At 63.5% G+C, this 13,256-nt stretch carries 15 protein-coding genes; 9 read left to right on the top strand and 6 right to left on the bottom strand.

Translation table 11 applies throughout. The features are described from left to right. Positions 1 to 85 precede the first annotated feature (85 nt). Complete coding sequence (locus tag ACP7B7_RS26400; protein WP_426078665.1) at positions 86 to 2,518, top strand: DNA repair protein; 2,433 nt, start codon at positions 86 to 88, stop codon at positions 2,516 to 2,518. Positions 2,519 to 3,209: 691 nt separating this feature from the next. Here the strand turns inward: ACP7B7_RS26400 and ACP7B7_RS26395 are convergent. Then, the gene (locus ACP7B7_RS26395; protein ID WP_426078664.1) at positions 3,210 to 3,428 is read right to left on the bottom strand and encodes a hypothetical protein; all 219 of its coding nucleotides are present in this window, start codon (positions 3,426 to 3,428) and stop codon (positions 3,210 to 3,212) included. Between the two features lie 175 nt (positions 3,429 to 3,603). Between ACP7B7_RS26395 and ACP7B7_RS26390 the strand changes: the two genes are divergently transcribed. Continuing rightward, positions 3,604 to 4,248 (top strand): hypothetical protein, encoded by a 645-nt coding sequence (locus ACP7B7_RS26390; protein WP_426078663.1) that lies wholly within the window; start codon positions 3,604 to 3,606, stop codon positions 4,246 to 4,248. A 502-nt stretch (positions 4,249 to 4,750) separates the two neighbouring features. On the opposite strand, the gene ACP7B7_RS26385 is transcribed toward ACP7B7_RS26390, so the two are convergent. The 3 genes from ACP7B7_RS26385 to ACP7B7_RS26375 all read right to left on the bottom strand — a co-directional run bounded on the left by ACP7B7_RS26385 (position 4,751) and on the right by ACP7B7_RS26375 (position 6,243). Continuing rightward, positions 4,751 to 5,269 carry a hypothetical protein gene (locus tag ACP7B7_RS26385; protein WP_426078662.1) on the bottom strand — a complete coding sequence of 173 codons (519 nt, stop codon included), beginning with the start codon at positions 5,267 to 5,269 and terminating at the stop codon, positions 4,751 to 4,753. Continuing rightward, a complete protein-coding gene (locus ACP7B7_RS26380; protein ID WP_426078661.1) occupies positions 5,256 to 5,549 on the bottom strand; it encodes a hypothetical protein in 294 nt (97 codons plus the stop codon). Before ACP7B7_RS26380 ends, ACP7B7_RS26385 begins: the two co-directional genes overlap by 14 nt. Positions 5,550 to 5,661: 112 nt before the next feature. After that, a complete protein-coding gene (locus ACP7B7_RS26375) occupies positions 5,662 to 6,243 on the bottom strand; it encodes a JAB domain-containing protein (RefSeq protein WP_426078660.1) in 582 nt (193 codons plus the stop codon). 510 nt (positions 6,244 to 6,753) lie between these two features. On the opposite strand from ACP7B7_RS26375, the gene ACP7B7_RS26370 reads away from it, so the two are divergent. From ACP7B7_RS26370 to ACP7B7_RS26345, 6 genes are read left to right on the top strand one after another with little or no spacing between them, the layout of a single operon-like run. Next, positions 6,754 to 7,245 carry a PRTRC system protein E gene (locus tag ACP7B7_RS26370; protein ID WP_426078659.1) on the top strand — a complete coding sequence of 164 codons (492 nt, stop codon included), beginning with the start codon at positions 6,754 to 6,756 and terminating at the stop codon, positions 7,243 to 7,245. A 14-nt stretch (positions 7,246 to 7,259) separates the two neighbouring features. Then, the gene (locus ACP7B7_RS26365) at positions 7,260 to 7,676 is read left to right on the top strand and encodes a PRTRC system protein C (protein ID WP_426078658.1); all 417 of its coding nucleotides are present in this window, start codon (positions 7,260 to 7,262) and stop codon (positions 7,674 to 7,676) included. After that, positions 7,673 to 8,689 (top strand): PRTRC system protein F, encoded by a 1,017-nt coding sequence (locus tag ACP7B7_RS26360; RefSeq protein ID WP_426078657.1) that lies wholly within the window; start codon positions 7,673 to 7,675, stop codon positions 8,687 to 8,689. The genes ACP7B7_RS26365 and ACP7B7_RS26360 overlap by 4 nt, the downstream gene beginning before the upstream one ends. Before the next feature lie 31 nt (positions 8,690 to 8,720). Beyond that, positions 8,721 to 9,464, top strand: coding sequence for a PRTRC system protein B (locus tag ACP7B7_RS26355; protein ID WP_426078656.1), 744 nt, complete (start codon positions 8,721 to 8,723; stop codon positions 9,462 to 9,464). Then, complete coding sequence (locus ACP7B7_RS26350; protein WP_426078655.1) at positions 9,451 to 10,101, top strand: PRTRC system protein A; 651 nt, start codon at positions 9,451 to 9,453, stop codon at positions 10,099 to 10,101. The genes ACP7B7_RS26355 and ACP7B7_RS26350 overlap by 14 nt, the downstream gene beginning before the upstream one ends. A gap of 24 nt (positions 10,102 to 10,125) precedes the next feature. Continuing rightward, on the top strand, positions 10,126 to 10,977 hold the full coding sequence (locus tag ACP7B7_RS26345; protein WP_426078654.1) for a PRTRC system ThiF family protein: 852 nt from the start codon (positions 10,126 to 10,128) through the stop codon (positions 10,975 to 10,977). 218 nt (positions 10,978 to 11,195) lie between these two features. On the opposite strand, the gene ACP7B7_RS26340 is transcribed toward ACP7B7_RS26345, so the two are convergent. Next, positions 11,196 to 11,456: a hypothetical protein gene (locus tag ACP7B7_RS26340; protein WP_426078653.1), complete on the bottom strand. Its 261-nt coding sequence runs from the start codon at positions 11,454 to 11,456 to the stop codon at positions 11,196 to 11,198. Positions 11,457 to 11,681: 225 nt separating this feature from the next. Between ACP7B7_RS26340 and ACP7B7_RS26335 the strand changes: the two genes are divergently transcribed. Beyond that, a complete protein-coding gene (locus ACP7B7_RS26335; RefSeq protein WP_426078652.1) occupies positions 11,682 to 11,897 on the top strand; it encodes a hypothetical protein in 216 nt (71 codons plus the stop codon). Between the two features lie 72 nt (positions 11,898 to 11,969). On the opposite strand, the gene ACP7B7_RS26330 is transcribed toward ACP7B7_RS26335, so the two are convergent. Beyond that, positions 11,970 to 12,518 (bottom strand): hypothetical protein, encoded by a 549-nt coding sequence (locus ACP7B7_RS26330; RefSeq protein ID WP_426078651.1) that lies wholly within the window; start codon positions 12,516 to 12,518, stop codon positions 11,970 to 11,972. Between the last annotated feature and the right edge of the window lie 738 nt (positions 12,519 to 13,256).

Raw genomic sequence — 13,256 nt, 5'->3', positions numbered from 1 at the left:
GGGCGGCGGCCGGCGCGACACTGACAGCGGGCCCGGACCTGGGCCCCTATCAAGGAGGATTTTTATGCAACCCCTCGAACTGACATTGATCGGCTTTCGCGGCGTACGCGACGGCCTTGGTCGTGACGAACTGACCATCGATTTCGACGCCTTCGGCGATGCGCAACTGATCGCCGTGACGGGTGAGAATGGACGCGGCAAGACCACCGTGCTCGATAACGCCCACCCCTATCTCGTCATGCCATCGCACGTGAAAGGTTGCGGCTATGGCGGTTTTTCTTATTATGACCATGTGGTGCTGCCAGAGAGCCAAAAAATCTTCAGCTGGCTACAGGACGGCGTGCGCTATCGCTCGCAGGTGGTGATCCGCAGCAACGGTAAGCGCAAAACCGAAGCGTATTTGCAGGTGTGGCGTGATGGATGCTGGCAGCCGCTGGTCGCGCCGGACGGCAGCGTGTCTGACGGCAAGACCATTACCTACCACCGCTGCCTGGCGCACATTGCCGCCACGCCAGAAACCTTTTTTACCACCGCATTTTCGGCGCAAGGGCGGCGCCACCTGTCGGCCTATGATCACGCCGAGATCAAGACGCTGCTGGCCGATCTGCTGCAGCTCGAGCATATCCGCGCACTGGGAACGCAAGCGAACGAGGTCGTGCGCCTGAGCCGCAGTGGCTTGCTGGCGATTCGGCAGCAACGCGCGACCGCGCAGCACCAACTGGCAGGGATTGAGACCGACATCGGCCGCCTGACGGCAGGCCACGCCAACCTGGCGCGCTTGCAGCTTGTGCGACAACACGATGAGGCGATGCTGGCCCGCGCCCAGGCGGCGCTGGCGGCCATCTGTGCGCAGCGCGATGCGGCGCAGCAGCAGGAAGCGCGACGCACGCAGCTGGCGCAGGAGCGGGGCGACATCATTGCGCGCGGGCGCCGCGTGGTGACCGATCTGGATCAGCAGAAGGTGGCTGAGCAAGCACGCCTGACGGCGATCACGCAGCGCGCGGCGCAGGCCGACGCCGCGCGCGAGCGGCAGCGCGAACGCCTGCTGCTCCAGCAGGCGCAATTGCTGGCGTCGCTGCGCAGCGGTCGCTTTGTCGCGCGTGCGACGCGGCGGGTACCGCGCTTGCAGGCGGTGGTGCAACGGCGTGGCGAGGCGGTGGCACAACTGCGCGTGGGGGCTGAACGCTTGCGCCAACTGCAGACCGAGGCGAGCGCGCTGCGGCAGCAGATTGGCTTGCTGGAGCAGGCGGCGGGTAAAGCGGCATTGCGCGCCGAGGAGCTGGCGCGCCGCTTCGGCTTGACGACGCAGGTCCCCTGCGCCGGCACCGATTTGCAGGCGCGCTGTCAATTGCTCGGCGACGCGCATGCCGCCGCACCCCTGGTGCCGTCGGCACGCGCCGAGCTGGCGCGGCTCGACGGCGAGCGTCAGGCGTGCACCGGGCAGCTTGCCGGATTGGATCGCGCAGCAGCACTGTTGGCGGACGTGCCGGCACGCTTGGCCACAGGTGAATCGCGGCTTGGCATGGCGCGCGCCAAGCTGGCATGGGAGGCGCAGCTGGCGGCGCGCGCGGCGGAAATCGCCAACGCGCGGCAGGCGCTGGCGTCGGTGGCCGAGCAACTGGCGCACTTGGCGGTAACCCAGGAGAGCGACCGTGCGGCGACGGCGGCGGAGCTGGCCAGCGCGGCGCAAGCGCTGGCCCGCGCCACTGACCGCAGAATCGAGGAAGCGCAGGTGCACCGGCGCTCGCTGGATCGGGTGCAGGCGCTGCTCGACGCGCTGCCGTCTGCCTTCGATCCCGGCCGTGTGGCAGCGGCTGAGCAGGACCTCGAACAATGCCGTGCGGCGATGCGCCAGCGCGAACAGCAGTATCTGGCGGCAGTGCGCAGCGAACAGCAGCTGCGCGATGCGCGCACCAGGCACCACGAGACATCTGCCGTGATCGCGGGCCTGGAACAGCGTATCGCACGCATTGAAACGGCCATCGGGGCGTGGTCGTTATTTGCCAAATGCATGAGCAATGATGGCCTGATCGCCCTGGCGATCGACGATGCGGGACCGGCCTTGTCTGTCCTCACGAATGACCTGCTGCTGGCCTGCCACGGCGCGCGCTTTACCGTGTCGATCAGGACGCAGGTGGAGAAAAACGCCAGAGGTGACTTGGGCGAAGGGTTCGCGATCATGGTGCATGACGGGCTGCATGATGACAGCAAGAGTGTCACTTTGATGAGTGGCGGAGAAAAGATCTGGATCAATGAGTGCCTGACGCGGGCGATGGCGCTGTACCTGGCGCAGCGGTCCGATGCGTTGGCAGGCGCGGGGCGCAGCGACACGCTGTTTTCGGACGAGGCCGATGGCGCGTTCGATCCCAGTCATAAGCGCGCGTTCATGGCGATGAAGCGGGCCGTGCTGCGCCTGGGCGGCTATCGCCGCGAGTTCTTCATCTCGCACACGCCGGAACTGGTGAGCATGGCCGACGCCGTGCTCGACCTGGACCAACTGACGGCCAGTGGCCATTGACCAGCCACGCTTGCCGATAGCGGCGATGAGGGCGGGTACGCCTAAGGCAAGGCCTGCCCGATCCGCCACCGCCGTCGCAAGTCAGGTCGTCCGGGCCAAGGATGACACCGGCTCGGCGGGAGAAATTCGCTGCTGTATACAAGTCGCAGGCACGCCGAACGCGCGTGGCGTGGGCGTCGTCCGCATGGCGCTTTTCTCCTGTCGTGCGACGCATGGCACATCGGGAAAAGCGCTTCGTCACGTTGTAGGCGCCGCCCCAGCCAGTCAATGCGCACGTGCTTTTTTACCAAGCCGATTTGCCGGATCTTTCGCTGATCGCTTATCCTTTGCTTCAACCTCCTTCGAGGTGCTCCCACTGTGTATGGCGCGTGGTACACACTGTCCGCGTACCCGGGTAACCAGCGCGTCAGATCCTGGGTGCCGAGTCTGAGCCGGAACGCTGTTGGCGTGGCGAAGCGCGAGGTGGCTTGGCAGCCACTGTTTTATGCAGCGGACATCGACCTGGACCGCGAATCGATGCCGGACACGGCGACACGTTTGCCGTGCCGGCCTTCTGCTCGCAGCTACCCGGACCCCACGCCAGCTCGGCGATGCCATCCTATGGTCATTGGTCTGAGAAAGGGATGACGATGCGTGAACCGGCCATCGTCGGCCTGACCTGGATGGCGGCACAGCCACCGACTAGTTAGCGTCATGGGGGCGTACTTAGGGGATGCACCAGATGCGGGCAAGAAACGCATCCCTGGTTGATATTGTCGAAAACCTGGGTCTTCATTGCAAAACGCGTGATCACGGCCTGGATGAACAGCTGGTAGTTGTTCACGTTGCTCCCCGCCACCACGCTGTCGTTGGCCTGGCGCTGCATGGGCGCACCAGTTTTATTTGGATAGCAAAAAATGATGGCGTGCATCTGTTGGTTTGATAGAACTTATGGCACAATCATTCCAACGCAAGAAATTGCTCAGGCACCCGGCCTAAGTTTTGAGTGGCTTGAACGGGACTTTCTCAGATCAACACATGCAACGTCGCATGGTGCTTTTCGTGACGGACGCTAAACACTCAACGTCCGCCGGAGAACGTACACCATGACTCGATTCAATCGCTGGGGCGGCATCGTCCACGCCAGTCTCTCAGCCGCCTACCCTCGATTTAAACTCAGCCAGGCCAAAGAGCTTCTTGCTGCGGGGCTTGGCCACAATACTTACGCATCGTTACGACAGAGCGATCTCGCCACGCTGGACTCTGCCAGATATGTCGTTCTGGATCTTGAACGGTTGCTACGGCGCGCTGCCAGCATCGGCATGCCACTGACGCTTGAACAGTGGTGGAAAGCACACCGCGAGTTGACGCCGAGTGGGGTTACCGGAGGATGCTATCTTGGGGAAGCCCAAGTGATGGAGAGCGCGGCACGTCATGTATTTGAGGATAGTGAACATCCATGTTTTGATGACATTGCCGGCAGGACTGGCGTCAAGGACGGTCATTGGGCATACAGCGCGGCTCGGTGGGAGGATCCGGACGTTCCGCTTGATGGACTTGCAATGCGGGTCCACGGCTGTGTTCAAGCCTTTAACGATCGCATTGCTCTGGCCACACCGGTGATGGCTGAAATTCGCTTTCCACGGATCGGACGGCAGCTCTTTGGTGAGGGCCGCCTCGTTCATGCCGCACAGCATGGCGAGCCGAGCCCCTATGACCCCATTGATGAGGCCGAGATCTACGGTCCATGACGCGTACGCCACGTCATGAGACAAGCTGAAGGCCACCCGGTTGATGGTTTCCTCGGTGCGCCAGCACTGATGGTCGAGTTCGCCAAACAACGCGCCAGGAAATTTGTCAGCGTCCAGTGAATCGATCAGCAGCACACGCATTTTGGCGGGCCGTGCTGGGCGTCGTACTTTGTTATTGTCTCCTCGTGCTTGATCGCAATGCAAAAAAATGGGACCCGCCGTAGCGAGCCCCAAGGAGCGGACAATACTCCCCAAACCGCAGGTGCTGGCGCGCCGGACGATGCATCGCACGCCAGCGGCGTGTTGCGGTATCGCTGGCGGCCAGGAGCCGTGCGACGTCCGGGCGCTAGCCGTGCTCGCTATACGGCGGACTGGCATGCGGGGTCAGGATGAGATCGAGCGCTACCTTGAGCTCCGCCTCGTTCAGTCCCTCGATGGCAATACTGCCGCCAGCGCGACGCGCAGGATCAGATCATGGCGTGGTCCGTCCTGCTTGTTCGTCCTACCTGGCCGGATCGCCGGTCGGGCCAGTGCCGGACGCCGCAAGCGGGGCGGAATCTGCTCGATCCGCGTCGCTGGATGTTGGCTGCATGGCGGGAGACCGGTTGGTGGCCAGCAGCGATGCGCCCCAGTGATTGACAAATTGCTCCAGCGCGGCAAACGCAACATGGTAATTAGCAGGACCATACTGACATTGGTCGACCAGCGTCGCGAGTGCCAAGGTATTGATGTGTGGCGCTGCGTGGTTGGCATCCTGCCGGTATGCCGCCCCAATGGCGGGACAGGCGGCGAACTGAGGCGATAGCGCCGCGACGAGTTGCTCGGCGCACTCCTGGGCATGGGCTTGTTCGGACTGCCGCAGCGAGTAGCCCCATCCATGCACCAGATCGATGAGCCAGTCGTGCGTCGACGCTTGTTCCTGCACGCAGGCGCGCAGCAAGGTGCGGATCGCGGGCATTTCCACCGGTGTCGAATGCAGCGGAAAGCGTGAGGCCATGAGGCCCTCTTCATGTACGTCCATGGGAATCTCCTTGTAAGGGGAAAAGTAATGTACTGGCGTTATCGTGTCCGCAGTCGCGCAGGCATTGCGCGACATGCTGGCCGTTGCGCCAGGCTTGGCGTAGCGCGGGTTCGCCGCGCAACAGGAACGGCGGCGTATGGCGGCCGCGTACAGCGTCGACCATGCCGTCTGCTTCGGCATGCATGGTGGCGATCAACATGGCGTGCCGGGCGGCTCGCACATGGCAAAACAGGCCGGACTTGGCCAGGAAAAAACGGATACGGGTAGGTAAACTGCGCATGATCATCTCCTAGTATCAGTGAAAAGCGGGATAGGTCGATACTGCCCGGGGCCGCCGGTTGGCCGCCTCAGGTGGCGTTAGTCGATGCCGGTGTGGTGCCGACCAGGGGCATTTAGAGCAAGCCGCGCTCGGCGAAGGAATAGATCTGATCGCAGCCGATCACAAAATGGTCGCGCAGGCAGATGTCCACCAGGGCCAGAGCCTGTGCCAGGACGCGGGTCAGCAGCTGGTCGGCTGGGCTTGGTACACAGTCGCCGGATGGATGGTTGTGCGCCACGATTACACTGGCGGCGTTATGCGACAGCGCCTGCTTGACCACTTCGCGCGGATACACGCTGGTATGGGTCAGGGTGCCGGCAAACAGATCTTCGGCGCGGATCAGGCGCAGTTTGACGTCCAGATACAGCACGGTAAAGATTTCTTGCTCGGCTTGGCAATAGCGCAGCATGAGCCATTCCCGCACGGCAACAGGCGACTGGAGCAGATTGCGGCGTTGGAGCGGTGCGGCCAGGTCACGCAGGAGAATTTCGCGCGCGAGCGCCAATTTGCGCTGCAGGCAACGCTGCTCGGTCGTGAGCGTGCCCAGATGGCCGGCGTGGAGCGGCGCGGTGCCGGGTACGGTGATCTCCGGTGCGGGCGTGGCCAGCAGTTCATCAGCCAATTGCTCGCGCGACAGGTAAGAAAGGGGTTGCATACGGTTCTCCCAAAGAAGAGCAGGAAATGGGAAAGCCGCGACCCGGTCGGGAACAGTTTTCCCGATGGGGTTTAGTCAGATGGCCACAAGCCGAGGTGCAGATATGCAGCCTGGGAGCGGTGCATGCTGGCCGAGCACGTGGTCAGACAGCACGGTTGGCCGCGGTCAATGTGGTGAGCAGGACGAAAGAGGAAACAGCTTCGCCCTTGAACGGGGCAAACAGGTCGGCGTGCCGGGAGCGGCGCGCATACAGGGCAGGTAACGACTGCGACGCCTGACGATCAGGAACTCCCGCAGGAGCGCGGTCCGCAGACCAAGAACGTGTTCATTATGACCAAGCTGCGTGGCCAATTCAAGCGGCACACTGCACTGGACGCGCGACAGGTTGCACGACCGGGTGCTTTTGGTAGTGCGGCGCCGCTCGGCGCGGCCGGGACCAGCGGATCACTCGACATGGCGCTGGTCGGGGCTACCCTAGTGTGATCATCTGATCGACATAAGGAGTTCGCCATGCACCTGTTTCAAGAACTGTTTGAACTGAGCAAGGACGCGACGCTGTCCATGCTGATTACATCGGATCAGGCGAGCGGCACATTGACCATCAGTGTCTTGCCCCGACCGCGCGCCACGCTGGACCAGCCGGCGCTGTCGAAGGACCTGACGCTCACCGGATCGCCCGATGAATTTGCCGCCGACTTCGTGGCGCTGCTGACCGACTATCGCAGCACGCGCACGACGCTGCGCCAGCAAGCCGAAACCACCCGCACCGCGCTGCAGGCGGCGCAAGCCGATACGCTCAAGCCAGCGGCGAACAGCGCCACCGGGGCGGGCAAGCCCGTGACAGGGCACGCCAAATCGACAACCGCGACGACAACGGCCGCACCAGCAACACCAGCGGTCGTGGGCGCTGTGCCTGCCGCAACGCGTAGCACGCCGCCGACCGTCGACACGGCCGAGCCGGATCTGTCGTGGTGCAAGAATCGCCAACCGCAACTGTTTTGATTCAGGAGACTAGCATGGCAATCATTGTCAAAGAACTGCAGCGCCACTACTGGTACAGCGGGATTGCGCTGCCGGCACCACCGGGCATGAGCGATCTGCAGGTACGCGATCTGCACAGTCTGTTGTATCCGGAACTGATCACGGCCGATATCTGCGTCGCGGCAGCCGGGCCGGATGGCGTGGTCGATGTCACGTTTCGTAAAGCGGTGGGCACCAAGGGCGGCGATCTGCGCCGTTTCCGGCAGTCGCTGGATACGCTGCCGGGGCCGGACGCGCGGCGCGCCGGTGCCTGCCGCCTGACCACGCCGCAAGCAGCTGCATGCGCCACAGTGTTGTTGGCGTTCGTCGACCATTGCAGCCCGTGCCAAGGCGATGACCGGCGTGACGCGCGTGTGCTGCTGCCGTCGCCATGGCTGGCGCCGGTGCCATGAAGCGGGTCTTGCCGTTGCCGCAGCTGCATGCTGCGGTGCCGCTGCGCTTGCTGCCGGACAGCGGCCGGGCCGAACGGTGTGCGATCAACGCATTGCTGGTGGACGCCGGCGTGATCGACGCGGCGGCGTTGCCGGCCAGCTGGCAGCCGCACGCAGACGACGAGATCGAGATTGCGCACGTGGCCCTGGAGCGCTGGCTACGGCGCAGCGTGCCGCAGTGGTCGTGCCTGCATCCGTGTTTCACCATCGAATCACTGGCGCCAGAGGCTTTGCCGACGCAGGGCAATGCGGCCGAGGTCGACGTGGCCGCCATCCGTATCCGCTGGTCGGAGCCGTATGTGGCGCAGTGGACGGTGGGCGCGGCGCTCGATCGCCTGGAAGCGGCAGTGCCGAGGCTGGGTGCCACCCTGCTCCACCTGTTGGATCAGCAGCGCGTGTATCCGTTATTTACCCCGGTGGTGGCGCTCGAACAGGCGTCCGAGCTGTACTGGTATGGTGAAGCGGATGAAACCGTGATGCTGGAAGAGTATGCCGGCCAGTGCGACGCGCAGGAGGTCGCGGCGGTGCGCGCCGATATCGTCACCAAGGCGGACATTGATGCGGCCTTCCCCGCATGGGCCACTGACTGGGGCCGCAAGCGGCTCGGCCAACGTACGCTGGCCAGGCTTGCAACAAGCCATCCGGCGCGCGAGATTCGCACCATCGCCGACATGGCGCAGCGGCTGTCTCGCCTGCCGCGCGACAACCCCTTCCAGCCGCCGTGCGAAGGCACCTATCTCGGTTTTGGCGCGGTGCTGTGCTGGCGCGAAGGCGATATCGCGGTGCGCCTGTCGGACGCGATGGCGCAGTTTGCCTGGGAGGGCGATGCGGACTCCCGCAGCGACATCGGCGAACTGACGCTACCGATTGGCGACGTGGCCGGCATGCGGCGCTGGCTACGCGCCATGGCGCGCCAGCTGCAGGTGATGCGGCTGATCGACCGCTTGCTCGACGCGCTGGCGGCGCGAGAATAGGTCATGCGGACTGAGATACGGAAAGGAGGACATGATGGACCGGGACCATTTTGCGTTTGTGCTGCAGCACAGCGGTCAGGCCAAGCTGGCGCAGGCGATTCTGATCTATCGCGGTAACGGTGGCGCGCCGGCGCCATCGTATGCCACGGTGCACGAGATTGACGCCAGTGGTGCGGTGCCTGTGATTCTGCCGGGCCGCGCAGCGACGCGTGCCGGGCTGGCGCGCCTGTCGCAGTCATTGTCGCGCGCGGCGCGCCATCTCGGCCTGATACCGGCCAACGCCCTGTATGCCGACGGCCATACCCTGCTCTGGTGGGTACCGCCAGCGCAGCGCCATATCACGTTCCACTGCACCCAGTGGCCGCTTGCAGACCGTGCGGCGGTGCTGCCGCATCCGGGACTGGTATTTTTGTGCGACAAGCACCGCTGGCAGGTCTGGGCGGTCAAGGGCCGCCGCCGGCCCAGTGGCAAGACGGTGCTGTACCGGGCACCCTACTTCAACGTGTACGACAGCGGCCAGATCTGCCATGGCAATGTGGTGCTGCCGCAGGACAATGGCTTCGAGCACATTGGACAGTGGAACGCTGCCTTCTTTGATTCCCGCTTCACCCATGTCAATGCGGTTGCGCCACTGGTGCGGCATCCCGGGGGCGCCAATGCGTTCTGGCAGATGCTGCTCGATGATCCGCCCGCGCGTTTTCCGAGTGGGGCGCTGGTACGGCTGCCCCTGCGACTGAACGATCTGATTGCAAGAAAGGAGCATGACCATGCTTGATCCCCGTGATACCGCACTTCAAGCGGCCTGTATGCTGATTGCCGCCCCGCGCTTCGGTCCCCTGCCCGCCATGCCGAGCGGCCAGCGGATGGTACTGGCGGCCAATGGCCTGTTTCTGCAGGTCCGCCTGAGCTGGCTAAAATGCCTGCTGCGCGTTGGCGTCACCCACCCGCAGCTGTCAGTCCCATACGGCACCCTGGAAGAGGCGGTGCAGTTCCGCTTCGGCCCACTGCCAGCGGGACCAATCAATGCCTTTGTCCGCGCGGGCCGCCAATGCTTGCCGAATGAGCTGGCAGGTGGACTGGTGTATTGCGCTGGCACGCGCTCCTTGCGTCTGCAGCTGTTCGAGACACGGTTTGCCAATGCCGAACGGGTCGACTACCGTCTGCCCACGCTGGCCGCCGACGAAGTGCTGGCGGTCGATCTGCACACCCATGGCACCGCACCGGCCTTTTTTTCTTCCGACGATGATCGTGACGATAATGGCGTCAAAATCGCTGGCGTGTTCGGCAACCTTGACCAATCGCATCCCAGCGCGCGCTTTCGGCTGGTCATCGGCGGTCTGCATGTGCCACTGCCCAATCCGTGGGAGCCGCTGGCCGGCAGTTGCGGTGGCCTTTACGTGGGTGCGCCCTGAAACGCCAATGGCAAGGAGAACATCATGGACCAACAGCGACACCAAATTGACCCGACCCTGCTGCACAAACGGGTGCGGGTCCATCTCGCGGGGGTGGGTGGCAACGGCGCGCAGATGGCCTCCTGTCTGGCGCGGCTGGATCGCGCCATGCTGGGCCTCGGCCATCCCTTTGGCCTGACGCTGGCTGCGATGGACGGTGCGCGGGTGACAGCGGCGAATGTCGGACGTCAGTTGTTCAGCGAGGCCGATATCGGGCTGCACAAGGCGGTGGTGACGATTCATCGCCTGAACCAGTTCTGGGGCCTGGACTGGTCAGCTTATCCCTGCAGCATTGGCGAATACTGGCAGCGTTACGGCAACCAGCAGGCCGCGCGCGGGGATATTCTGATCAGCTGCGTGGACACCCGCAGTGCGCGCCGCGAGATCCACGCCTATCTGTTTGAGCGCGGACGCTATGCGTATTGGCTCGATCTGGGCAACCGGGAAGCGGAGGCGCAGGCGATCCTCGGCGAACCGGCACTGCGCCTGCGCGCCGGCGCCGACCGGGGGCCGCGCCTGCCGTGCGTGACCGAGTTGTTCCCGGAACTGCTCGATCCGCTGGCGGCGGATGACAACCAGCCATCGTGTTCGGTGCGCATGTCGCTCGCCACGCAAGGCCTGTTCACCAATGATATCGTGGTCCGGTTCGCCGCTCAGCTGCTGTATGAGCTGTTCTCGCAGGGCGCCATCGAACACCACGGGGTGGTGTGCAATCTCCGCAGCAAGCGCACGGCGCCGATCTTTGTGGACTCGGCGACATGGGAGCGGTTTGGTCACCGGTCAGGCTCCGCGTTGGCCGTGGAGGCGTCGTCGGGGCAAGAGAAAGGGATTGCGTGACCTGCTGGACGCGCGCGATCCATGGTGGCAGCTGGCGGCGGCCACAGTGAACCGGCGCGGCAGCCAGTTGTCGATGGTATCGCGATGGTGCACGGAGCCCTGCGGTGGCATCGCTCTGCGTCCCGTACGCCGGCACCCGCAGGGGGGATCCATACCACCCGATCGCGGCTTTCCGCTATGGGAACGCTGCGGCGTGTGTGTCGGCGGTATAGCGCGCATCACGCCTGCATACCGGCAGCGCCGCCAAAACGGTACACCACATCCTTCGCGGAATACAACTGACCGCTGGTGATGTCACAAAAGCAGATACACGCGTTGGTCGTGCGGACCAGCATTTTGTGATCGGCCGTGCAAATGTGTGCGCCGGCTGGCAGATCTTCGAGGCGCTCGATATCGCGCGTCGCGCCAGCGTCAGGGATTGCATGGCATCGCATCGCGAACTGCGCGTCGCTGCCATGCATGGTGGGCTGGGTATGCATCGTTCCTCCTGTTGTTTCGTGTTCCGGTAGTGCGCTGCCAGCGACTGCCGATAGCGCGTCGGCTTCCCCCTGTTCCCAGTGGAGCGACAGCGCGTCACGGCTGGGCTGGCTTGCATTGTGCTGGCGTCATGGCTATCCTGAACAACGCATGCCGGTGTTTCGGTATCCTGGCAGACACGCGCTCCACCCCCACCTCCTCTTCCTGTCTCCACACTGGATCTGATCATGCTGCGACTGGGAAACGCCATTCGACTGACGCCGAGGGAAATCGATCACCTGACACACCTGACCGAGTTCAAACCGGAAGGGGTGAAAAGCCTCGCTGACCTCGACGTCTACATCGAACGCTGCAAACAATACTACTGGGGCAAGTCACGCGAATCGAAGCAGTTTCATCAGCTTCTCGACGACGTGGTTGCCGACATGCGCGGGGCAGACTGAACTCTGTCATTTCCGCCTTGGCCGACCTGGCCATCATCATCCTGGCGCGCGCCATGTGCCACTGCAAGACTGTCAGTCGGGGCCGAAATCGGTGGTGCCGACTGACGTAGACGGTTTGCGCAAATCTCGCAAACGCCGCTCTCCCGGCTCAGCAGCATGCTCTGGCATGCATGCGAGCAGGACATTGCCCATGAACTGCAGCGCGCGCCACACCAGCTTCGCCGGTACCGTGACCGGTAACACAAACACCGCGCGCCCGAGCAACCGCAGGGCGCCGGCAATGCGCGCAGCCTGCAGCTGACGCTGCTTGTGCAAACGCAGCGAGCGCTTCGCCTGGAGATACAGGCCAAGGCGCTCCGCTCTGATCTCCCCGATGTCGTCGAGAATGCGGATCACTTCGGCCGCCACCAGCGGATCGCCGATGTGGCGATAAAAGCTGGCCCAGGCACGCTGCTCCGATTGGTCCCGCGACGCGGTTTTCCTCGGCGCAGGACGTGCTGGATGGTGCGCGAACTGGCGTGGGCCGGACGCTGCCGGATCATTGCGTGGCAAGGACCAGGTATCGCTTTCCGGCATCTCTGGCTCGCGTTCAGACGGAGCCTGTTTGGCACGATTGCTCATGATGTTCCCCTTCCATAAAAAAAGGGAACGGCAGCTCCCGGGACGGGAACCACAACGTTCCCGCACACCGATTGTTGCTTCAGGCTGTACAGCACAGCGACCACGCACACTGCCAACTACCGCACCCGCCAGACGTGAAAGTGCTGGTTCAGTTGCAGGGTGGCGAGCGGCAACAGGGACACCGTTGGCACCGCGCTGTCAGTCGCATTGGTGTCAGGTGGCGCTGCCAACAACCGGCACAGTGACACACGCCGCACATGCACTTTGGCTGCGCCATTGCCCCCCAACAGATGACACAGCGGGGACGCCGAGAAGATACACAGAGATGCAGACATGATGCCTCCGAAGAAAAATGGAGACGCCATCGCCCTGTCGGGTTATGGATGTCCCCGACTGCGCATGAAAAAATACGCCTGGCGCGAAGCCGAAGCGCGAACAAAGAAAGGCCCGGAACTCGAAAGTCGGGCCTGATCTGGCAACGGCGCGATGCCGTGGCTGTCGTTTGCTGGTGGGCAAGACGCAAAGCGCGCGGTGACGTGTGCCGGAAGTGCTGCCGGACATATCACTGCACGTCATCGGGAAACCCCGATCTGTATGATGGCGGGTAACGACCGCTACGCCTGCAAAAAATGCCATTTCTGCAGGATCTCATTTCGCCCACGATAGGCGGAAACAAGAGCAATGTGAGAGCGATTCCCACAAAAAGCCTCTGTAGTGTAAACCGAAGCGCGGGAAGTT

Source organism: Janthinobacterium sp. PSPC3-1 (assembly GCF_049896105.1).
Classification (GTDB): Bacteria; Pseudomonadota; Gammaproteobacteria; order Burkholderiales; family Burkholderiaceae_D; genus Janthinobacterium.
The sequence above is the reverse complement of the archived record's forward strand: the minus strand, read 5'-3'. Positions and strand labels throughout refer to the sequence as shown.